Source organism: Chryseobacterium sp. HR92 (genome assembly GCF_045689405.1).
GTDB lineage: Bacteria > Bacteroidota > Bacteroidia > Flavobacteriales > Weeksellaceae > Chryseobacterium > Chryseobacterium viscerum_A.
The window spans coordinates 912,681-935,207 of record NZ_CP139139.1 but is presented as its reverse complement, the minus strand read 5'-3'; the positions used below and the strand labels follow the sequence as shown (position 1 = coordinate 935,207).

Annotated in this window: 23 protein-coding genes; 18 read left to right on the top strand and 5 right to left on the bottom strand. The window is 36.1% G+C overall.

Annotated features, from left to right (window positions below; all coding sequences use genetic code 11):
- The first annotated feature begins 141 nt into the window (after positions 1 to 141).
- The 6 genes from rpmB to SFA27_RS04120 all read left to right on the top strand — a co-directional run bounded on the left by rpmB (position 142) and on the right by SFA27_RS04120 (position 2,606).
- Entirely contained in the window at positions 142 to 384 is a 243-nt protein-coding gene (gene rpmB / locus SFA27_RS04145) for a 50S ribosomal protein L28 (RefSeq protein WP_002976757.1), read from the top strand.
- A 6-nt stretch (positions 385 to 390) separates the two neighbouring features.
- Complete coding sequence (gene rpmG, locus SFA27_RS04140; protein WP_027373683.1) at positions 391 to 573, top strand: 50S ribosomal protein L33; 183 nt, start codon at positions 391 to 393, stop codon at positions 571 to 573.
- A gap of 20 nt (positions 574 to 593) precedes the next feature.
- Positions 594 to 746, top strand: a complete 153-nt coding sequence (locus SFA27_RS04135) for a DUF4295 domain-containing protein (protein WP_002976755.1) — start codon at positions 594 to 596, stop codon at positions 744 to 746.
- 89 nt (positions 747 to 835) lie between these two features.
- Positions 836 to 1,303: a RidA family protein gene (locus SFA27_RS04130; RefSeq protein ID WP_407296525.1), complete on the top strand. Its 468-nt coding sequence runs from the start codon at positions 836 to 838 to the stop codon at positions 1,301 to 1,303.
- Between the two features lie 15 nt (positions 1,304 to 1,318).
- Complete coding sequence (gene ftsY, locus SFA27_RS04125; protein ID WP_264517025.1) at positions 1,319 to 2,272, top strand: signal recognition particle-docking protein FtsY; 954 nt, start codon at positions 1,319 to 1,321, stop codon at positions 2,270 to 2,272.
- 73 nt (positions 2,273 to 2,345) lie between these two features.
- Positions 2,346 to 2,606 (top strand): GlsB/YeaQ/YmgE family stress response membrane protein, encoded by a 261-nt coding sequence (locus SFA27_RS04120; RefSeq protein WP_047378967.1) that lies wholly within the window; start codon positions 2,346 to 2,348, stop codon positions 2,604 to 2,606.
- A 76-nt stretch (positions 2,607 to 2,682) separates the two neighbouring features.
- Here the strand turns inward: SFA27_RS04120 and sppA are convergent, their stop codons facing one another.
- The gene (sppA, locus tag SFA27_RS04115; protein ID WP_407296522.1) at positions 2,683 to 4,440 is read right to left on the bottom strand and encodes a signal peptide peptidase SppA; all 1,758 of its coding nucleotides are present in this window, start codon (positions 4,438 to 4,440) and stop codon (positions 2,683 to 2,685) included.
- Between the two features lie 20 nt (positions 4,441 to 4,460).
- On the opposite strand from sppA, the gene folK reads away from it, so the two are divergent.
- From folK to fmt, 6 genes are all read left to right on the top strand, one after another.
- Positions 4,461 to 4,877 (top strand): 2-amino-4-hydroxy-6-hydroxymethyldihydropteridine diphosphokinase, encoded by a 417-nt coding sequence (folK, locus tag SFA27_RS04110; protein ID WP_047378970.1) that lies wholly within the window; start codon positions 4,461 to 4,463, stop codon positions 4,875 to 4,877.
- 17 nt (positions 4,878 to 4,894) lie between these two features.
- Positions 4,895 to 6,010: a hypothetical protein gene (locus SFA27_RS04105; RefSeq protein ID WP_047378971.1), complete on the top strand. Its 1,116-nt coding sequence runs from the start codon at positions 4,895 to 4,897 to the stop codon at positions 6,008 to 6,010.
- A 50-nt stretch (positions 6,011 to 6,060) separates the two neighbouring features.
- Entirely contained in the window at positions 6,061 to 7,587 is a 1,527-nt protein-coding gene (locus SFA27_RS04100; protein ID WP_407296519.1) for an OmpA family protein, read from the top strand.
- A 210-nt stretch (positions 7,588 to 7,797) separates the two neighbouring features.
- Positions 7,798 to 9,237: an OmpA family protein gene (locus SFA27_RS04095; RefSeq protein WP_047378973.1), complete on the top strand. Its 1,440-nt coding sequence runs from the start codon at positions 7,798 to 7,800 to the stop codon at positions 9,235 to 9,237.
- A gap of 77 nt (positions 9,238 to 9,314) precedes the next feature.
- A complete protein-coding gene (locus SFA27_RS04090; protein WP_264517023.1) occupies positions 9,315 to 11,219 on the top strand; it encodes an ATP-dependent DNA helicase RecQ in 1,905 nt (634 codons plus the stop codon).
- A gap of 148 nt (positions 11,220 to 11,367) precedes the next feature.
- The gene (gene fmt / locus SFA27_RS04085) at positions 11,368 to 12,315 is read left to right on the top strand and encodes a methionyl-tRNA formyltransferase (RefSeq protein ID WP_407296515.1); all 948 of its coding nucleotides are present in this window, start codon (positions 11,368 to 11,370) and stop codon (positions 12,313 to 12,315) included.
- Positions 12,316 to 12,403: 88 nt separating this feature from the next.
- On the opposite strand, the gene ribB is transcribed toward fmt, so the two are convergent.
- Both ribB and SFA27_RS04075 read right to left on the bottom strand, forming a co-directional pair.
- Positions 12,404 to 13,525 carry a 3,4-dihydroxy-2-butanone-4-phosphate synthase gene (ribB, locus tag SFA27_RS04080; protein WP_047378976.1) on the bottom strand — a complete coding sequence of 374 codons (1,122 nt, stop codon included), beginning with the start codon at positions 13,523 to 13,525 and terminating at the stop codon, positions 12,404 to 12,406.
- A gap of 68 nt (positions 13,526 to 13,593) precedes the next feature.
- The gene (locus tag SFA27_RS04075) at positions 13,594 to 14,598 is read right to left on the bottom strand and encodes an LLM class flavin-dependent oxidoreductase (RefSeq protein WP_047378977.1); all 1,005 of its coding nucleotides are present in this window, start codon (positions 14,596 to 14,598) and stop codon (positions 13,594 to 13,596) included.
- Between the two features lie 188 nt (positions 14,599 to 14,786).
- On the opposite strand from SFA27_RS04075, the gene SFA27_RS04070 reads away from it, so the two are divergent.
- On the top strand, positions 14,787 to 15,236 hold the full coding sequence (locus SFA27_RS04070) for a hypothetical protein (protein ID WP_264517020.1): 450 nt from the start codon (positions 14,787 to 14,789) through the stop codon (positions 15,234 to 15,236).
- Positions 15,237 to 15,488: 252 nt separating this feature from the next.
- Positions 15,489 to 16,337 carry a M12 family metallopeptidase gene (locus SFA27_RS04065; protein ID WP_047378978.1) on the top strand — a complete coding sequence of 283 codons (849 nt, stop codon included), beginning with the start codon at positions 15,489 to 15,491 and terminating at the stop codon, positions 16,335 to 16,337.
- A 35-nt stretch (positions 16,338 to 16,372) separates the two neighbouring features.
- Here the strand turns inward: SFA27_RS04065 and SFA27_RS04060 are convergent, their stop codons facing one another.
- A complete protein-coding gene (locus tag SFA27_RS04060) occupies positions 16,373 to 18,499 on the bottom strand; it encodes a helix-turn-helix domain-containing protein (RefSeq protein ID WP_407296510.1) in 2,127 nt (708 codons plus the stop codon).
- A gap of 82 nt (positions 18,500 to 18,581) precedes the next feature.
- Here SFA27_RS04060 and SFA27_RS04055 point away from each other — a divergent pair, with 82 nt between their 5' ends.
- The gene (locus tag SFA27_RS04055; protein WP_047378981.1) at positions 18,582 to 19,034 is read left to right on the top strand and encodes a hypothetical protein; all 453 of its coding nucleotides are present in this window, start codon (positions 18,582 to 18,584) and stop codon (positions 19,032 to 19,034) included.
- 274 nt (positions 19,035 to 19,308) lie between these two features.
- Here SFA27_RS04055 and SFA27_RS04050 read toward each other — a convergent pair whose 3' ends face one another.
- Positions 19,309 to 19,845: a gamma carbonic anhydrase family protein gene (locus SFA27_RS04050; protein WP_047378983.1), complete on the bottom strand. Its 537-nt coding sequence runs from the start codon at positions 19,843 to 19,845 to the stop codon at positions 19,309 to 19,311.
- Positions 19,846 to 20,012: 167 nt separating this feature from the next.
- Here SFA27_RS04050 and SFA27_RS04045 point away from each other — a divergent pair, with 167 nt between their 5' ends.
- From SFA27_RS04045 to hemH, 3 genes are read left to right on the top strand one after another with little or no spacing between them, the layout of a single operon-like run.
- Positions 20,013 to 20,891 carry a NifU family protein gene (locus tag SFA27_RS04045; protein ID WP_264517018.1) on the top strand — a complete coding sequence of 293 codons (879 nt, stop codon included), beginning with the start codon at positions 20,013 to 20,015 and terminating at the stop codon, positions 20,889 to 20,891.
- A 12-nt stretch (positions 20,892 to 20,903) separates the two neighbouring features.
- A complete protein-coding gene (locus SFA27_RS04040) occupies positions 20,904 to 21,431 on the top strand; it encodes an NADPH-dependent FMN reductase (RefSeq protein ID WP_407296507.1) in 528 nt (175 codons plus the stop codon).
- A 15-nt stretch (positions 21,432 to 21,446) separates the two neighbouring features.
- Positions 21,447 to 22,475 (top strand): ferrochelatase, encoded by a 1,029-nt coding sequence (gene hemH, locus SFA27_RS04035; RefSeq protein WP_407296505.1) that lies wholly within the window; start codon positions 21,447 to 21,449, stop codon positions 22,473 to 22,475.
- Positions 22,476 to 22,527 lie beyond the last annotated feature (52 nt).

Below are 22,527 nucleotides of genomic sequence, written 5' to 3'. Positions count from 1 at the left end.
TCCCAAGGATTCTACTATTTTAAAAATTCATGATTATTAATCAGTCACTTATTTGCAAATATTTTCTAAAAGATTTGTCTATCTAAAAAATTCTTCGTTATTTTGCACTCTCAAATATTATACAAATAAGAACATCGAGATATGTCAAGAATTTGCCAAATAACAGGAAAGCGTGCAATGGTTGGTAACAACGTTTCTCACGCTAATAACAAAACGAAGCGTCGTTTTGAAATTAACTTATTAGAGAAGAAGTTTTACCTTCCAGAGCAAGATAAGCACGTAACACTGAAAGTATCAGCTCATGGATTGAGAGTGATTAACAAGATTGGAATCGAGGAAGCTATTGAAAGAGCTACTAGAAACGGATTGATTAAAAAGAATTAATAAATCATGGCAAAAAAAGGAAATAGAGTTCAAGTAATCCTTGAATGTACAGAGCACAAAGAAAGCGGTATGCCAGGAATGTCTAGATACATTTCTACAAAAAATAAAAAGAACACTACAGAGAGATTGGAATTGAAAAAATACAATCCTGTTCTTAAGAGATCTACCCTTCACAAAGAAATTAAGTAATTTATAAATAATAACTTACCATGGCAAAGAAAGTAGTAGCAACCCTACAAAGCGGTCAGTCTAAGAAAATGACGAAAGTGGTGAAAATGGTTAAGTCTTCTAAATCAGGAGCTTACGTTTTCGAAGAAAAAGTAATGAATGCTGACGAAGTAGACGGTTATTTGAAAAAATAATCAGTACTTTGTTTACAATATAAAAAACTACTCATATTTTGGGTAGTTTTTTTGTTATCTTTGTGCACCAGATTATTAATCAGTAAAGTATGAAAAAGATACTTGTTCTGGCCTGCACAGTAATTTTTCTATTTTCATTCAGTCAGAAAACAATGAGTCCTGTAGAATATAAAAGTTCGCCAAAAGTCTTCAGCATAAAAGGCCTTTCACAGTCAGTAAGTATTGACTGCGGGAGTTCTAAAATGATTTTATTATCCGGACAGGTACCTCTGGACCCGGAAGGTAATCTTCTGGGAAATACTATAGAGGAACAGACGCATCAGGTTTTCAAAAATATTGAAAACATCCTGAAAGAATATGGAGGAACAGGAAAAGATATTATCAAACTGGGAATCTTTACAACAGACATCAAAAAAACACCTGATTTCAGAAAAGTCAGGGATTTGTATGTCAATCTTCAAAACCCTCCTGTAAGCAGCCTTGTAGAAGTGAGCAGGCTTTTCAGAGATGATGTGCTTATAGAAATAGAAGCTACAGCAGTGATTAAAAATAAATAAGAATAAACTAAAACTATGAGTTGGTTTAAAAATATTTTCAAAAAGGAAGAAAAAGAAACCTTAGACAAAGGATTGGAAAAATCCAGCCAGGGATTCTTTGAAAAAATGACGAAAGCCGTAGTCGGTAAAAGCAAAGTAGATGATGAAGTACTGGATGATCTGGAAGAAATACTGATTGCATCCGATGTAGGTGCCTCCACCACTATCAAAATCATAGGAAGAATTGAAGAACGTGTTGCCAGAGACAAATATGTAAGCGTAAACGAGCTGGATAAAATTCTTCGTGATGAGATTTCAGGGCTATTGCTTGAAAATCCTCATGCCAATACAGGAAATATTGACACCTCCAAAAAACCTTATGTTATCATGGTTGTAGGAGTGAATGGAGTGGGAAAAACAACAACAATAGGAAAACTGGCTCACCAGTTTAAATCAGAGGGTAAAAAAGTAGTTCTCGGAGCTGCAGACACCTTCAGAGCTGCTGCAGTAGACCAACTTGTGATCTGGAGCGAAAGAGTGGGTGTTCCTATCGTAAAACAGGAAATGGGATCTGATCCTGCTTCCGTAGCATTTGATACTGTACAAAGTGCTGTAGCCCAAAATGCAGACGTTGTCATCATTGATACAGCAGGAAGACTTCACAACAAGATCAACCTGATGAATGAACTTTCTAAGATCAAAAGAGTAATGCAAAAAGTTATTCCTGATGCTCCTCACGAGATCCTGTTGGTTTTAGACGGTTCTACCGGACAGAATGCCTTTGAACAGGCAAAACAGTTTACAGCTGCAACGGAAGTAAATGCTTTAGCCGTTACAAAACTAGATGGAACAGCAAAAGGAGGAGTTGTAATTGGTATCTCTGACCAGTTCCAGATTCCAGTTAAATATATTGGTGTAGGCGAAAAAATGCAGGATTTACAGCTTTTTAATGGTACGGAATTTGTAGACTCATTCTTCAAGAAAAGATGATTTATATCATGTTTTCCCTTATATTAGCAACAAATCAATTTTAAATATTAACAATTAAAAAAAATTTGCAACTATGGGAATACTTACATGGATCGTATTCGGTCTTATTGCAGGTGCAATCGCTAAAATGATCATGCCTGGAGCTCAGGGAGGAGGATGGCTAATCACTATTATCCTGGGGATTCTGGGAGCATTTGTAGGAGGAGCTATAGGAGTTTACATTCTACATTGGGGAGATGTTTCTTCATTCTGGAATCCAAGAAGCTGGATTCTTTCAATCGGAGGAGCTTTAATCATTCTCTGGATTTATGGAATGGCTACCAAGAAAAGCTGATAAATGCTTATAAAAAAAATAAAATCCCGGATCTGAAATTTCAGATCCGGGATTTTTGTATACAATATAAATTTAGTTAGTTGTTGATTCTGATTTGGTAAGACATTTCCATCTTCACCTCAGACTGTAGTTTTTTATCTGTGATCTGCTGCAGAATCTCATAGTTGGATTTACCAATCTTGTTCTTAATAATTCTCGCAGAAACGTCTTCTTCATTCAGATCCTTGAAGATTTGCTCAAACGGTGACATTCTCTTAGGAAAAGCATCTACCTGGTAAGACTTTAATCCTGCTTTTTGAGCAGCAAATTTCACAGCATCATTCAAAGTACCAAGTTCGTCTACTAAACCAATCTCTTTGGCACGAACTCCGCTCCATACTCTACCCCCTCCTACATTATCAATCTGCTCAAAAGTTTTCTTTCTGTTCTGAGTCACAAAATGTACAAATCTCTTATAAGTACCCTCCACACTTCTCGTCATCATATTTACCCCATAAGGAGTCACTCCATTTAATCCTGAATAATACATAGAGTTGGCATTGGTAGCAACAATATCCGCACGGATTCCGTTTTTGCTTGCAATATCTTTATAATAAGGCATTACTCCAAATACTCCGATAGAACCGGTAAGTGTATTAGGCTCTGAATAAATTTTATCCGCTGCCATGGCAACATAATATCCTCCTGAAGCTGCATAATCACCGAAAGAAACCACCAATGGTTTTTTCTTTTTCAGCTGCTGTAATTCAAATAAAATCTCATCTGAAGCATTGGCACTTCCCCCAGGAGAATTGATTCTGAAAACGACTGCCTTCACTTTATCATCCTCCTGAAGCTTTTTAATATACTTCACATATTTTTCAGAATGAATATCATTGTATTCATCTCCATTATTAATAGATCCCGAAGCATAAAGTACAGCAATCTTTTCACCAGATTTGTCTTCATCAGCATAAGAATTTATATAGCTTGTCAAAGAAATCTTGTTCAGCTTTTCTTTATCTTTAACACTTAACTTCGCCTTAAGAAGATCTTCATATTCTGATTTCTGGATCAGTTTATCTGCAAGTTTATATTTTAAGCCTTGCTCAGGAATCATTCCATATAAACTGTCAGTAATCGTTCTGAACTGAGCTGTATCAATTTTTCTTGAAGCAGCCATTTTGTTGGAGGTGTTTTTCCAAAGGTCATTCAAAAGAGTACTTAACTGTTCTTTATTTTCAGGAGAAATATCATTTCTTAAAAAAGGTTCTACCGCTGACTTGAATTTACCGTGACGGATCACTTCAATCCCGATCCCATATTTATCCGCAAAATCCTTAAAGAAAGTAACTTCTGTAGAAAGACCTTTTAGTTCGATCATTCCTGCCGGATGCAGATAATATTTATCAGCAACAGATCCTAAATAATAAGCAGACTGTGATACTCCGTTTCCGTAAGCATACACAAATTTTCCGCTCTTCTTAAAATCTTCAATAGCATTTCTAAGATCATCAATCTGAGTCAGCCCTGCATTCAGATCATCTGCCTCAATACTGATCCCTTTAATATTATCATCTGTCTTTGCTTTATTGATAGCTTCCAATGCATCATATAAAAGAACACTTTTATTTTGGGCACCTATACCAAACAATCCCATCTGCTCTTCAGTAGGACTATCGATTATATTTGTCTTTAAATTAATCGTAAGAACCGAGTTCTTTTTCACGGCCACCGACTTATCATTTCCCATAGAACTGAACACAAGCATCATGATGAAAAAGATGAAAAATAAAGCGCAAAGTATGACAATTGCTACTATATTTGCCAAAACATTTTTGAAGAAACTTCTCATAAATCAATCAATTTTCTAATATGTCGCAGCATAAGGTCGTTTTGTTACTAGGAAGTAACTTAGGAGAGCAAAAAAAAAATGTAGAGCTTGCATTAAAGAAGCTAAAAGATGCTGGAAATCACATTTCACAAACCAGCGAATATTTAATGTCTGAGCCTGTAGAATTTGCCAGTTCCAATATTTTTTGTAATATTGCAGCAATAATATTCACACATCTTTCACCAATTCAACTGCTTGATTGTATTAAGAATATAGAAGTTGAGATGGGAAGAATTAATGATTCAAAAGTATCCGGAGGCTATACTGACAGGATAATAGACATTGATATCATTAAGTATAATGAATTAAATTTTCAATCAGAAAGATTAGAAATCCCTCATAAAAAACATCTTTTTGAAAGGGATTTTTCCAGAATATTATTAAAAGATTTTATTTAAAACATAAAACATATTGTATGAAATTAGGTTTATTATTATTGGCTACTACATTGCCAATTGCAGCTTTCGCACAGAACAGCAGCACTACAGTAAACTCTTCCACAGAGTACCCTAATACATTCTCCTCAGGCTCCGCTAATGTACAAACTTTCGACAATAAAGCCAGACGTTTCAGAGACTGGTCTATTTCTGTCGGAGGAGGTCCCGCATTTATGGTTCACTCCGATTTAAAATCTATCCGCAAGGATAAGATCAATTGGGGATACAATGCCTATGTAAGCGTAGACAAACAAATCACACATGCATTCGCTCTAAGTGTAATGTATATGAGAGGAGAAACGAAACAGACTGCACAGCTTCCCGGTGCAGAAGGTGTAAAATCAGGAGTAGCAACTGCAACAACACAGTTTGATAACATCTCTTTATTAGGAGATATTAATTTCTCGAACTTATTCAGAAGAGTAGACAATCACTCACCATACAGATGGGCATTCCATGGATATATGGGAATTGGAGTTCAGGGATTCAGAACATCATTACATGATAATGATCAATTCAGATGGAGTACAACTCCCAGAAGAATTCCTTTATTCATTAAGCAGGATATCGATATCAATTCTATCTTCTATCAGGGAGGTTTAGGAATCAAATACAACGTTTCTAAACTTATTGATGTTGAAGCAAGAACGATGTACATTATCAGTGGTGATGATGAATTCGATGGTGGCGGATATGCAGATCCTAATGACTATGATCCTTCCACACCAGGTTCAAAATATAACATGCTAAACCCTAGAAGATCAGATAATGCCTGGACCGTAAGTTTAGGAGTATCTTTCAAATTAGGAAAGCAGTTATCTCACCTTGCATGGCATGACCCACTTCAGGAAGCTTACTACAGAACCAGTGTTCTTGAAAATGCATCAACAGATCTTGTTGTGTGCGAAAAAGGAGATGCTGACAATGACGGAGTATGTGATGACTGGGACAGACAGCTTGACACTCCTGCAGGAGCAAGAGTGGATGGTGCCGGAGTTGCTTTAGATATGGATCTTGACGGAGTTATTGACCTTTATGATAAGTGTGTAACTGTTCCAGGACCTGTTGAAAACAACGGATGCCCAATCAAATAATTAACAAATTAAAAAATTCTTTTTCAAAAGAAATCAAATAATATTACACGATGAAATTAAGTTTAGCAATTGTAGCATTTGCTTTGGCAATTCCTTCTGCCAATTATGCACAAGACTCAACGGCAGTTTCAAAAGGAGAATACCCTAATACATTTTCTTCAGGATCTGCTAATGTTGCTCCATTTACCAACCAGTCTAAAAGATTTAACGATTGGTCTATTTCAGTAGGAGCTGGAGTTCCACTTCTTCAGTCGGCAGATTTAACCTCGATCAAAAATGGTAACGGTAAAAACCTTTTTGGATATTCAGCCTATGTAAGTATTGATAAAGCAATTACCCATGCTTTCGGAATCAATCTACAGTATGACAGAGGTGAAACCAGACAAGGATGGTTCAATACTAAAAATGCAGCACCTGATGCATCAGCAGTAGGAGCAAGAACTCAGTATGATGCCATCTCTATTTTAGGAGACATCAACTTTTCTAATTTATTAAGAAGAGTTGACAACCACTCCCCTTACAGATGGGCTCTTCATGGATATGCAGGTATTGGTACTATCGCGTATAGAGCATACCAGAAAACCGGCAACGGAAAGCAGGCCTTAATGACCGAAATAAAACCTTTCCAAATAGGTTCTATGTTTATGCAGGCCGGTACAGGTCTGAAGTTTAAAGTGAACAGAAGAATTGATATTGAGGGTAGATTAATGTATGTGGTAACCGGTGATGATGAATTTGATGGGGGCGGCGATGCTTACAGTGCTATCAACAAGCGTTCTGAGCAGGTTTCTGATAACTTCTTCAACGCAACTTTAGGTCTTACTTTCAAATTAGGAAAACACGAATCTCACTTAATGTGGCATGACCCGCTTCAGGAAATCTATTACAAACTGGATGTACTGGCTAATAAAAACCAGGATATCGAAGTATGTAAAAAAGGAGATGCTGATAACGACGGTGTATGTGATGATTGGGACAGACAGCTTGACACTCCTGCAGGAGCTAGAGTGGACGGTGCCGGAGTTGCTCTTGATGTTGACCTGGATGGTGTAATCGACCTTTACGACAAGTGTGTAACGGTTCCTGGGCCTGTTGAAAACAATGGATGTCCTATCAAAAAAGACAACAAGGAAACTGCTGTAGAAGTAGAGAAAACCCTTAAAGATATTTACTTCAATTTTAATAAAGCGACGATCAGACCTGAATCTAATGAAAAATTAGATCTGGCTGCTTCAATTATTAAAGAAAATGGAGGTAACTACTTATTAACAGGACATACTGATATCAAAGGAAATGCAGCTTACAACTTAAGACTGTCTAAAGAAAGAGCCGCCGCTGTTGTAGGAGCTCTGGAAACCAGAGGTATCAATGAAAATGTACTGAAATCAAGAGGTGTAGGTTCTGCGGAAGCTACTATCCCTGCATCAGCTTCAGATGCTGAAAGAATGGCAGATAGAAAAGTTACGGTAAGATTTGTAGAAACATCAGAATGGGATTCTATCAAAAAGAAAGACTATGAAGATGCGCCTGCAAAAAAAGCAGTAAAAAAAGTACCTGCTAAGAAAAAGAAAAAATAATTTCATAATACAATAAAACCGAAAAGAATTGCTCTTTTCGGTTTATTTTTTTTCTACTACGAATTATTTTACATACCTTTATCATTATTTTCAGGATAGTAGTATGAAACACATTAAAAATCAACTAGTTTGATTTGAAAAAAAATAACATAAAATCGCTTTTTGGCGTAAAAAATCATTTAAAATAACTTAACTTAAAAAAATAACACTATGAAATTAAGTTTAGCAATTGTTGCATTTGCTTTGGCAATTCCTTCTGCCACTTATGCACAAGACTCAACGGCAGTTTCAAAAGGAGAATATCCTAATACATTTTCTTCGGGATCTGCTAATGTTTCCCCATTCACCAGTCAATCTAAAAGATTTAACGATTGGTCTATCTCTGCAGGGGTTGGAGTTCCACTTCTTCAGTCGGCAGATTTGACTTCAATCAAAAATGGTAACGGTAAGAACCTTTTTGGATATTCAGCCTATTTAAGTATTGATAAAGCAATTACTCATGCTTTCGGAATCAATCTACAGTACGACAAAGGTGAAACCAGACAAGGATGGTTCAATACTAAAAATGCAGCACCTGATGCATCAGCAGTAGGAGCTAGAACTCAGTATGATGCTATCTCAATCTTAGGAGACATTAACTTTTCTAATTTATTAAGAAGAGTTGATAATCATTCTCCTTACAGATGGGCTCTTCATGGATATGCAGGTATCGGTACTATCGCTTACAGAGCATACCAGAAAGACGGAAGCAACAAACAGAGATTAATGACTGAAGTAAAACCTTTCCAATTAGGTTCTATGTTCATGCAGGCTGGTACAGGTCTGAAGTTTAAAGTGAACAGAAGAATCGATATTGAAGGTAGATTAATGTACGTAGTAACTGGTGATGATGAATTTGATGGTGGCGGTGATGCTTACAGCGCTATCAACAAACGTTCTGAGCAGGTTTCTGACAACTTCTTCAATGCGACTTTAGGTGTTTCCGTAAAATTAGGAAAACACGAATCTCACCTAATGTGGCATGACCCGCTTCAGGAAATCTATTACAAACTGGATGTACTGGCTAATAAAAACCAGGATATCGAAGTATGTAAAAAAGGAGATGCTGATAACGACGGGGTATGCGATGATTGGGACAGACAACTTGACACTCCTGCAGGAGCAAGAGTGGATGGTGCCGGAGTTGCTCTTGATACAGACCTTGATGGTGTAATTGACCTTTACGACAAGTGTGTAACGGTTCCTGGACCTGTTGAAAACAACGGATGTCCTGTAGCAACAACAGGACCTGTAGTAGAAACAGAAACAAAATTGGAAGGAATCGAATTTGATTTAAATTCTGACAGAATTTTACCTTCAAACACTCCAATCTTAAATAATGCTGTAAACTATATTAATTCTTCAAATGGTTCTTATAGTGTAATCGGAGCTACTGATACAAGAGGTACTGACGCTTACAACCAAAAACTATCTGAAAGAAGAGCAAACAACGTTAAGAACTATCTGATCAAAAACGGTGTTCAAACAGGTAAACTACAGGCAATAGGAAAAGGTGAAAAAGACCTTAAATACCCTGAGTGCGAACCAGCAACGAAGTGCCCTGAATGGAAAAACAGAGCCAACAGAAGAGTATACTTTGAAGCTAAATAATAAACTTATTTATATTTATATGAAAGTCACGCCTGGCGTGACTTTTTTTGTCATAATACTTTCCTTATTTTTACAACATGATTTCGCCGCAGGATTTTCAAAAGCTTAAATATGATACTTTAAAGTATTTCTGGGGTTACACCGAATTCAGGGATGCTCAGGAAGAAATTATTAATGCCGTCATTAATGAAAAAGATACCCTGGTTCTGTTACCCACAGGAGCAGGAAAATCACTGTGCTATCAACTTCCAGCCTTATTGAAAGAAGGAACCTGTCTGGTAGTTTCTCCATTACTTGCATTGATGAAAGATCAGGTCAATCAGCTTAAATCCCGTGGCATAGAAGCAGAATATTTGTCTTCCGAACTGGATGAATATGATGCTGAAACAATTTATGACCGCTGCAAAGAAGGCCTTACCAAATTACTCTATGTTTCTCCTGAAAGACTTACCAATACTCAGTTTATTCAGAATATGCAGGAAATTCAGTTATCCTTTATTGCGGTTGATGAAGCTCACTGTATCTCAGAATGGGGACAGGATTTCCGGCCAAGTTATCAGAATATCAAAGGGTTCAGAAGTAACAATCCTGAGATCCCCTGCCTTGCCCTGACTGCCACTGCAACACCAAAAGTTCTGGAAGAAATCAAAAATAAACTGGAGCTGAAGAAACCTTTTGTTTTCCAAAAAAGCTTTAAGAGAGAAAATATCAAAATATTTACAGATGAAGTTTCTGATAAATTCCAGCGTGTTTTTGATATTTTAAAATATAGTAACGATTCCGGAATTGTATATGTAAGAACCCGAAAAGAAGCGGAACTGCTGGCAGAATTTTTGAAAAAAAATCAACTGAAAAATGTAGATTATTTTCACGCAGGCTTAACAACCAAAGAAAAGAACACCAGACAGAATCTTTGGAATAACAGTGACAATCATGTCCTTATTTCTACCAATGCCTTTGGAATGGGTATCGATAAAGACAATGTACGATTTGTAATTCACTATTCTCCCGCTGCTTCTCTGGAAAACTATTATCAGGAAATCGGAAGAGCCGGAAGAGATGGAAAAGACAGCTTTGCATTCATGCTTTGGAATAAACAGGAACTCCTGAATTTTGACCAGATCTTAAAAAACCAGACTCCCAACAAAGCAGAATTTCTAAAAATCATCAGCTACCTCTACTCTATTTTTCAGGTAGCAGAATTTGAACTTCCTGAAAAAACATTTCAGCTGAATACTCTTGGTATACAGAATTTCACAAAACTGTCGAAAGCTAAAATCAAAAATATACTCAATTTTCTGCACAACCAGGAAATTATCTATTATAATGAAAACAAAAGCCTGTCTTCACTCGAACTTTTTATCAAGGCTGATGAAATAGATCAGTTGCCACAAAAAGATGCTTATTTCATGGAGCTTCTTTTCCGTACAGTATCTGGTATCACCACCCACAAAGTAATGTTCAGTGAACAGCAGGTAAGTAATAAAATCAATGTCAGTGTCCCTTTGATCAAAGAACGTCTTAAGGAGCTGCAACAAAAGAATTATCTTGAATATATTGATGGTGCACTTTCCAGTATTAAATTCCTGAAACCCCGCGACGAAAGAGCAGTGAATAACGCTTACTGGAAGTTATTTGAACATATTCAGAGAAACAAAATCCAGAAATGGGAAGAGATAAAATTTTACGTAGAGAATAATGAATACTGTAAAATGAAACTCATATTAGCCTATTTTGGTGAAAAAAATTCAAAAAACTGTGGCCAGTGTTCTGTTTGTGAAAAAAATAAACAGTCTATGTTTGGTAAGAATATTTCCCAGCAGATCGTTAATTTATTAGCTAAAAAACCAGCAACCATTGAAGAGCTTTCTATACAGCTGAGTTATCATTCTAAAGAAAACATCTTAGAAAACCTTATTTTCCTTTTAGATTCCGGAAAGGTAAGAATGCTGAACTTCAGGACGTATGAGCTGAATCATTAGCCATAAGTAATGAGTAATAAGTAATTAGCAATAAGTAATAATAAGTATAGAGTGAACTTTTAAAATATCCCCATCCTATCTCTAAAACTCTCCCACCCTCCAACCCAAAAGCCTTCCGGCTCTCAGATCAAAAACTTATCTTTGCAGTATGAAATCATTGAAAGTCGTTTTTTTAGGGACTCCTGAGTTTGCAAAAACTTCTTTGGAGGCAATCCATCAATCTCACCATCAGGTGGTAGGCGTTGTAACTGTAGCTGATAAAGCAAGCGGACGTGGGCAGAAGATTCATCAATCACCAGTAAAAATCTATGCAGAGGAAAACAATATTCCTGTTTTTCAGCCGGAAAAGTTGAGAAACCCTGAGTTCTTAGAAGAACTTAGAAAACTGGATGCTGATGTTTTTGTAGTGGTAGCTTTCAGGATGATGCCTAAAGTTCTTTTTGAAATGCCTAAAATGGGAACCTTCAACCTTCATGCCTCTTTACTGCCGGATTACAGAGGAGCTGCTCCTATCAATTATGCAGTAATCAACGGTGAAGAAAAATCAGGAGCGACTACTTTCTTTATTAATGAAAAAATTGACGAAGGAAATATTCTTCTTCAGCAGGAATTAGAAATCTTACCTGATGAAAATGCAGGAAGTCTTCACGACAGACTTATGGAAATGGGCTCAAGACTAGTGGTTAAAACATTAGATGGCCTGGCGGAAAATGCGATTGAAGAAAAACCTCAGCCACAGGTGGAACATCCTAAAAATGCTTATAAAATTTTCAAGGAAGATACCAGAATCAAATGGGACCAAACTTCAAAAACCGTTCATCAGTTTATTCTGGGAATGTCTCCTTACCCTGCAGCTTTCACTACTTTAAAAATTGAAAACGAAGAAAAAGGATTAAAAATATTCGGAGGTAAATTTGAACTTTCTGATCATGGAAAACCATCAGGAACATTGGATATTTCAAAGAACGAATTTAAAATCTATACCCAGGACGGAATTTATTATCCGCTGGAACTTCAGCTGGAAGGCAAGAAAAGAATGATGGTAAAAGATTTCCTGAATGGTTTCAGAAACTTTGATGGAATTGCATTAAGCTAAAATTCATTTTAAATAAAATAAAAAAGGTTTAGAAAAATTCTAAACCTTTTTTATTCTGTAAACAGTCAAAATTATTTTTGACTATTCATTATAGTTGTACCATTTCAGTAACCTCTACATCATATCCTCCAACCTGAGGTTTGATATTAGGGTTTTGAGTGATTACTTTAAACTTGTTGATTCCTAAATTCTTTAAGATCTGCGTTCCAATTCCATAATCTCTGTAATTGTACGCTAACGTAGGATGCTGCTCCTGACCGTCCTGATAGTTCAGGAACTGCTGAAGTTTTCTCAATGTATTTTCAGAATTGGAAACGTTATTAATGAAAATGATTGCTCCTTTTCCAGCTTCATTTACCATACCGGTTACTTTTTCCAGCAATGGTTTTTCACCGTTGTTCAATCTTGTCAATACATCAAAATAAGAATCTGAAGACTGTACTCTTACCAAAACAGGCTCATCTACAGTCCATGCTCCTTTTGTCAATGCAAAGTGGATCTGGTCATTAGAAGTTTCTCTGAAAGCATAAAAATCAAACTCCCCGTAGTGTGTTTTTACTTTCTTCTCCTCAAGTCTTTCAACCAGGTTTCCTTTTTTAAGCTGATAGTGAATCAGATCTTCAATAGAAACAATCTTCATATCATGCTTCTGAGCAAATGCATGAAGTTCAGGCAGACGGGACATCGTACCATCTTCATTCATGATCTCACAGATCACTCCTCCTTCTTTCAACCCTGATAAGTGGGTAAGATCAATAGCAGCTTCAGTATGTCCGGCTCTTTTCAATACTCCACCTTTTCTTGCACGAAGCGGGAAAATGTGGCCAGGCCTCATAAAGTCTGTAGGTTTGGATTTTTCATCCATCAGTGCCAAAATTGTTTTTGCTCTGTCACCTGCAGAAATTCCGGTAGATGTTCCGTTTCCTAAAAGGTCAACTGATACGGTGAAAGCCGTTTCTTTAGGATCGCTGCTTCTGCTCACCATCACTTCAAGACCAAGCTCATCACATCTTTTTTCAGGAAGCGGCATACAAATAAGCCCTCTTCCGTGAAGAGCCATAAAATTGATAATTTCCGGTGTTGTCAACTCTGCTGCACAAAGAAAATCTCCTTCATTTTCTCTGTCTTCATCATCTACTACTATGATTATTTTACCATTTTTAAGGTCTTCAATAGCCTCTGGAATAGTATTTAATTTAATATCGGACATTTTTACTTTTTATTTTTGCAAAGATACTCATAAAAATAAGCATCTTCCAATTAATTATAAAGGGTTTATTACGCTTTGGATAAAGAGTAAACTGCCTCTCTGAAAATTTCGTAAGATCTCAATCGTTTCTGATGGTCGTAGATATGGGAATTGATCATTAGTTCATCAACCTGGAATTTTTCCTGGAAATTTTTTAGCTTTTCCTGAATTTCTGCCTGATCTCCAATAAAAGTATATCTGAGTTTTTGCAGAACCATGGATTTTTCCATTGGCGACCAGATTTCGTCCATATCGTCAACAGGTGGCGCAAAAGGCTTTCTGTCATTTCTTACGATGTTGATGAATGCCTGGAATAAAGTGGTGGAGATTTTATGAGCTTCCTCCGAAGTTTCTGCTGCAACACCGTTTACACAGGCAATGATATAAGGTTTATCCAGATATTGTGAAGGTTCGAAATGCTCTCTGTATATTTTAAAAGCCATTTCCATCTGTTCCGGAGCAAAATGCCCTGCAAACGCATAGGGTAACCCCAGTTCCGCTGCAAGCCATGCACTATCTGTACTTGATCCCAGAATATAAATTGGAATATCCAGCCCTTCTCCGGGAATAGCACGAACCATAGCATCTGAATTTTCCTTAGAAAAATAACGCTGAAGCTCCAGAATCTGTCTTGGAAACTGTTCATTAATAATAGCCGGATTTCTTCCCAAAGCCTGAGCCGTCAATCCGTCAGTTCCGGGTGCTCTTCCTACTCCAAGATCTATTCTTCCGGGAAAAAGAGATTCCAAAGTACCGAACTGTTCTGCAATGATCAAAGAGCTGTGATTGGGAAGCATAACACCGCCAGACCCCACTCTGATTGTCTTCGTTCCGTTGGCAATAAATCCGATTAAAACTGAAGTAGCAGAACTGGCTATACTTTCCATATTGTGATGCTCGGCCAGCCAGAATCTTTTATAATTTAAATTTTCAGCGTGATTAGCTAATGATAAGCTGTCCTGAAAAGTATCATGAATGCTTTTGCCTTGCTTTACCGGGGCAAGATCTAAAACAGAAATTTCAAAATTTTTCATATTGAGATGTTAATTTTTCTTTTAGTCTGAAAAACTATACAAATGTAAAACATAAAAACTGCATTAGTTACTTTTTGTAATTAATAAAACCGATTGGTTAATTCAGGGAAAAACTATTGCATTTCAATTTTTCTTTACCTGATTTTAGTTATACGATTTTTAAGTAAATTGCATCATTATAAAAAACCATGAAAGCAAAAATATTATATATCGAAAACAAATCCTCCGGACATCACGGTTCCGCATGGATTGGTTTTGTTGAATTTTCAAAATCCGGACAAACGGTATATTTCAATAACAAAGCGCTCAAAAAGCTTAAAATCCCAGGAATCAATGCTAATCATTTTGATATAGAAACCGGAGAAGAATATTGGGTTTCCGGTGTAAAGAAAAATGGACAGGACAGACATCAATTCGGAGGAGGGAAAATTATGCTTGATAAAAATTCTATTGATGAATATTTAAAACTGGTAGATTTTACATGTATTGATGAAAATCACTTTGAAATCGTAGAATTTTCCAAAACAGATAAGAATAGATTTACTATAATAGAAAATACAGAAATTGAATTCAGAGATACAAGTTATCATGCTACTTTTTATGATAATAATGTCAGAAAGCTGATTTTTGATATTTAAAATTGAATTAAAAAAATAAAGGTTTTGACTCTCAATTGTCAAAACCTTTTTTATAATCAAGTTTTCCTTTTTTAAACTTTCATTCTTTCCAATTTGTTCAGTGATGTAGAAAGCATTAATAATTTTCTTTATCGCTCATTCAATTCACCAATTTTTCGCTTTACTGGAAAAATGTATACTTTAACAATAATAATTCAATAAAAAGAGAAATATTAATTATATTCGTATACCAAATCTTAAAAAAAATCGAATATGAACAAAAAACCAAACAATCTGCTTTATCAGCAGATTCTAACAGGAAAAACTGTCTTTATGAGTTTTCTTATTGTTGTAGCACTAGCATCCTGCAGTAAAAATAATGAAGAAATCACCTCAGAAGCTCAAACCACTGCTTTCAATGCTGAAAACGTTAAAAAAGGACAATTGAATGGCCAGGATATTATCTATGAAAGAAAAAACGGAATGAATTTTTTTCAGGGAGATATTGTTCTTTCAGACAAACAACTGGCAGAAGGCAGCGAACTTAATAAAGGCGGTGCAAGCTATTCAAGATGGCCGGGTGGCAAAATTTATTATACTATTGCCAGCAATATGGGTTCTATCAACGTCAATAAAATCAATTCTGCAATCAGCGAGTATAATAATAAAACCAATACTCAATGGATTTACCGCACCAATCAATCTAACTATGTTGAATTTGTTTTCGGAAGTTCATCAGGATCAGACGGCTGGGCACACATCGGCTATCAGGGTGGAAAACAAACAGTTTCTTTAGATCAATATATTTCTGTAGGATCAGTAATTCATGAAATGGGGCATACGGTAGGCCTTTATCATGAGCATACCCGTAAAGACAGAGATCAGTATGTAAAAATCCTGTGGAACAATATTCAAAGCGGACAGTCTTATAATTTTAATATCTATAGTTCCGGTACAGATATTGGGCCATTCAATATTAATTCGGTGATGATGTATTGGCCAACCTCATATTCTAAAAACGGACAACCAACTATTACAAGAGCTGACAACAGCAGTTTTACTTATAACAGAACCGGCTTTACAACTGGAGACATCAATACCATTAATGCAATGTATCCTTAGTTCTAAAAATTCATATCAAATCAAAAAAAGAACTCTTATGAGTTCTTTTCTTTTTTATAATTATAATGATTGATTAAAATTCTGATTTCATTAAATTCAAAACTACTTGGCAGAGCATTCTTCCACTCAGTCAACGTTTCGTGTGGATTTTTGTAGAATTCATCTTCAAAAGCTTTGATCTTATCTGAAGTAATTACTCTTGAGATATCCAGCAATCCCTGTTCTGCAAATTTGGCAAGATGACCAATAACGGTTTCTTTTACCAAACCTCTTTCCAAAGCAATTTCTCCTATGGTTTTTCCTTGCTCAAACAACTGAAAAGTTAACACCTGAGACGGAACTTTAGCTATTTTCAGATTGATTTCTTTATCATTCTTTTCATCTAAAAGTTTAGTTTCAAGAAGATAAGTATCTCTTAAGCTATTCAGATATTCTTCAATATCTTCCAGCCAGTTTTTGAATTCCTCGTTATATTGTTTTAAGCCTTTCGCTCCTTTTATTTCAGCATAAAACTCTTTTAAAGGATCAAAAATTTTGTTTCTGATTTCTGTAAAAAAGAAATTAACCGCTCCTTTTGATTTGCTTTCAATCTCAGTCCAGTCTTCTTTTTGTTCAATAAAATTATTAACCTTCTGAAAAATGACACGCTCCAGTTTTTCAAATATTTTTCCAAGATTTACTGCTTCATGTTTCAACTGGAGATAAAGCTGTTTAGTCTTGACATGATCTATATTCTTGGTCACAATAGACAGGTTGTTCCACTCTTCTACTTCTTTTAAAAACCACGTACAATCAAGAGTACGAAGCACTTTTCTGATACTGTAGTCATATTTCTCCTGATTCAGAATAGCTTCCACATTGTCATTGGCAATAGTATCGCTATGAAAATGCAAAATCCTGTTATCCTTGAAAATAACTTCAGGGGTAATTTTTGATTTTAAAACAATCCCCTCCAATGTTCTGCAACGGGACAAAGCCACATAGACCTGGCCGGCCGTGAAACTTTTCCCGGCATCAATAATTACTTTATCAAACGTCAGTCCCTGACTTTTATGGATGGTAACAGCCCAGGCGAGCTTAATAGGAAACTGTTCAAAACTTCCCAATACTTCTTCCTGGATGTTTTTTTCGGTATCAAGGAAATATTTTTTTTGTTCCCAGGTTTCTCTTTTAACCACAATTTCCATCTCACTTTCGTCCAGAACAACACGAATTTCATTTTCATCCAATCCAATGATTTCTCCTAATTTCCCGTTGAAATATTTCTTTTCTCCGGAAATATCATTTCGGATAAACATGATCTGAGCTCCGATTTTCAATTCTAAAAACTGTTCGTTGGGAAACTGGTTTTCTTTAAAATCACCTACAAGTTTAGCTTCATAAATCTGAGGATCTACCTTTATCTCCGCCAGTTTTTCCAGATTGATTTCATCAGCCATTTTGTTGTGAGAACACAGGTATACATAAGATTCTTTCCCCATATCAAAATCAGGATCGTATCTTTCATTGAGGTGGTTAAAATCTATGTTATCCACATCACCATCACGGATAGCATTCAGAATTGCCAGAAATTCCTGGTCAGACTGTCTGTAAACTTTTGTCAGTTCAATAGTAACAATCGGGATTTCCTTAATGGCATGGCTGTCAAAAAAGAAAGGTGAATTGTAATACATTTTCAGAATATGCTCATCTCTTACCACAGGCGGGAGCTGAAACAAATCCCCGATAAACAGCATCTGCACACCACCGAACCTCTGATTATTCCTTCTGATAAATCTTAAAGAAAAATCCATCATATCCAAAACATCTGCTCTCAACATTGAAACCTCATCAATGATAATGATCTCAACTTCTCTCAGAAGTTTCAGCTTATCTTTACGGTATTTGAAATGGGGCATCAGATCAGCAATATTGTTAGCCAAACTGGTGTCTATTCTTTCTGTCGTTGGAAGAAAAGTTCTCAACGGCAGTCCAAACATAGAGTGAATTGTAACTCCTCCTGCATTGATAGCGGCAATTCCCGTGGGTGCTACTACAATATGCTTTTTCTTTGTACGTCTTACAAAATCATTGAGAAACGTCGTTTTACCTGTCCCGGCTTTCCCGGTCAGAAAAACACTTCTGTTCGTATATTCTATTAAGTCAAAAAAATGATTGTTCATCGTTGTCAAAAATACGGAAATGAATTTGAATTTCTTACCTTGGCATAAGTTTTGAAAATTCTTAAAAAGAAAAAAGTTTATTGTGAAAAAATTATTCTTCCATTTCCCGGTGATAGTATTATGTACTACATTAACTTTGGTTTCCTGTAATACATCAAAAAATACCAATACCAATCTCCCTGTAGATATCGCAGACAGACCTGCTGACGAAGACAGCCAGAAGTATGAGCAGGCACAACTCGATAGATTAAAAGCTTCTATTGAGTCTGAAGTGTCAGGAGAAAAATGTACGGATGCCAGTGAATGGGCATTTGCTCCTATGGGGGCAAAATCCTGTGGCGGACCTCAGCAATATATTGCCTATCCAAAGAAAATAGAAACTGCTTTCTTACAGAGAGTAAATGATTATACGGATAAAGTAAAAGCTTTTAATGAAAAATATAATATCATGTCTGATTGTGTAATGATTACACCTCCTACTTCTTTGAAATGTATTCATGGAAAGATCAGACTGATAACACCGGACAATAACTAACAATAAAACAAAGGTTCTATATCAAATCGAAAAAAGCTCTGTCTGTGGACGGAGCTTTTTATATTTATTATAAGGTCAATTGTGAATTTTGCTTCGCAAGTGAATGGTGAATTTCTGTATTAAAAAAATTGACAAGCGCAGCGGATTGACTATTCACTATTCACTATTTCATGGTCAATAAGTGAATTTTGCTTCGCAAATGAATTGTGAATTTTTGCAGTACAAAAAAATTGACAAGCGCAGCGGATTGACTATTCACTATTCACTTGACATCCTAAAATTGATGATCCTTCACATTCTCTTTATACCATGAAGAGTATTTAACATAGTTATCTGCAATTCTGTTTACTTCTCCTTCTAATAACTGTGCGTTGATATCTTTGATTTTTTTTGCAGGAACTCCACCCCAGACTTCTCCTGATTTGATATGAGTACCCTGAGTGACTACAGAACCCGCTCCTACAATAGAATTTTCTTCCACCAGGCAGTCATCCATCACAATAGCTCCCATCCCGATCAGGACATTATCTTTAATGGTACACCCATGAACAATTGCATTATGTCCGATAGAAACATTATTTCCGATATTCAGCGGATGTTTCTGATAGGTACAATGCAGCATTGCATTATCCTGAACATTTACCTTATCACCCATTTTGATATAGTGAACATCTCCTCTGATTACAGCATTATACCAAACGCTGCAGTCTCTTCCCATCGTAACATCCCCAATAATAGTAGCGGTTTCTGCCAAAAAAGTATTCTCTCCGATCTGTGGTGCTTTTCCTAAAAGTTCTTTTATAAGTGCCATAATATTAATTTGAAAATTTGAAAATATGCCCAATTGAAAATAATGATCTTCTGCCTTATAATCTCTGGTATCTAACTTCTAAATTACAGCGATAGCAAAAATCTAACTCTCAATTTTCAGCTTCTAACTTCTAATGCGTATTTTTGTATCTCAAATTTAACGAAAAAATGCGTACCGTACTTATAGAACCTACCGAAAACCCGAAAGTAATGAAATTTGTTACAGATTACAACCTCATTCCCGGGTCTTTAGAGTTGGACAGAAATTCAGATATTTCAGAAATTCCTTTGGCACAGGAGCTTTTCAATTATCCATTTGTGGAAAGAATTTTCATAACGGCTAATTTTGTAGCTGTGGCAAAACAGGATACCATAGAATGGGAACATGTAGCTGAAAGTCTGAAAAATGTAATTGAGGATGAATTATTGGCTAACCCAAGAATCTATCTTCAGAAGAAAAAAGAAATGTATCAGATCTATGCTGAAATGACTCCGAATCCTAATGTGATGAAATTTGTTTCAAACAAATTACTGATGGATGGTTTTGTAGAAGTAAAATCCGCTGAAGCTGCTGAGGAAGTTCCTTTGGCACAGGCCATCTTTAAAGAGTTTGAATTTACAAAAGAAGTCTTCATTTCTGATAATTTTGTAGCAGTTACCAGAGACAATTCTGTAGAATGGCACCAGGTGATGATGACTGTTCGTGCACTTATTGCCGAATATCTTCAAAACGGAGGTGAAATCTCTAAAATAGAACCACAGAAACATGAAAATCCTGTTGAAAAGATTATCAACAGAGATTATACGGAAGATGAGCAGAAAATTTCTGACATTTTAAATGAATATGTAGCTCCTGCAGTAGAAAATGACGGTGGAAAGATTTCATTGATGGAATATGACCAGGAGAGCAAAACTGCAAAAATGCTTCTACAGGGAGCTTGTTCAGGCTGCCCAAGTTCTACAGCTACTTTGAAAAACGGGATTGAAAATATTTTAAAACAATTCGTTCCGGATCTGGTAGAAAAAGTAGAAGCTGTAAACGGATAATTCAGTTCGAAAATGTCTCCCGAAAAGAAAATTGTAGTCATTATTGGAAGTGCTTCGGAAAATTCCAGCAACCTGAAACTGATGGAGCAGGTACTGGAAAATATGAACAGCAGAGATTTCCAGATATACAATGATCTTTCTGTTCTTCCCCATTTTGATACTGCCTTAACGGATGAGAATACTCCTGATGAAGTTCTTAAGATCAGAGAAGATATTGGAAACTCGGCAGGAGTTATATTTTCTACTCCGGAATATATTTTCAGTATTCCCGGCAGATTAAAAAATCTGTTGGAATGGTGTGTTTCCACAACCATTTTTTCTGAAAAACCGGTTGCTGTGATCACCGCATCAGCCAGTGGAGAAAAAGGCCACGAAGAGTTATTGATGATTTTAAAGACTCTCGGAGCAGTAACGGATGATAAACATCAGGCATTAATAAAAGGGATAAAAGGCAAATTTGACAGCAATGGCTTACTTGAAAGTAATACCTTTGCTAAAGTATCAAAATTAGTAGCAGATTTTATAATGTCTGCTTCATAATTAAAAATTAGAATATTGAATAATAAAGGAATTTTACTGGTCAACCTCGGATCACCGAGATCAACCTCCGTAAACGACGTAAAGGAATATCTTGATGAATTTTTGATGGACGAAAGAGTGATCGATTACCGTTGGATCTTTCGTGCTCTTCTTGTACAGGGAATCATCCTGAAAACAAGACCTGCCAAATCTGCTGAAGCCTATAAAACAGTCTGGACAGATGAGGGTTCTCCACTGATTGTTATTACTGAACAGATTCAGAAAAAACTGCAGAAGATAGTAGATGTACCGGTGGAAATCGGAATGAGGTATGCTGAACCGAGTATTGAAACCGGTATTCAGAAACTGGTAGATCAGGGAATCACTGAAATCGTTCTTTTCCCTTTGTACCCTCAATATGCCATGAGTACAACGGAAACTGTCATTGAAAAGGCAGAAGAAGTAAGAAAAAAGAAGTTTCCAAAAGTAAAGATCAATTATATTCAGCCTTTTTACAACAGGGACATTTATATCAACTGTCTGGCAGAAAGTATTAAAGAGAAGCTTCCGGAAAATTTTGATGCTCTTCAGTTTTCGTATCACGGAGTTCCGGAAAGGCATATTTATAAAACAGATCCTACCAAGACCTGTAATCTTAATGACTGCTGTTCCAGAGAGGATAATCCAAGTCATCAGTTCTGTTATCGCCATCAATGTTATAACACAACACAGCGTGTTATTGAGAAACTGAATTTACCCAAAGAAAAAACAATCGTTTCTTTCCAGTCAAGATTAGGAAAAGATAAATGGATTGAACCATATACCGATGAAACATTGGAAACAATTGGTAAAAAAGGGATAAAAAACCTGGCTATAGTCTGTCCTGCATTTGTTTCCGACTGTCTTGAGACTCTGGAGGAAATTTCTGTAGAAGGAAAAGAGCAGTTTCTTCATGGAGGCGGAGAAAATTTCCATTATATCCCATGTCTGAATGATGAAGACCGATGGATTGACGTGGTAAAAATACTTTGTGAAGAAAAGCTGAATGATTTCTATCTGGTATAATGTGATTCACTCAAAATAAACAAAAGGCTGCAAGAATTAACTTGTAGCCTTT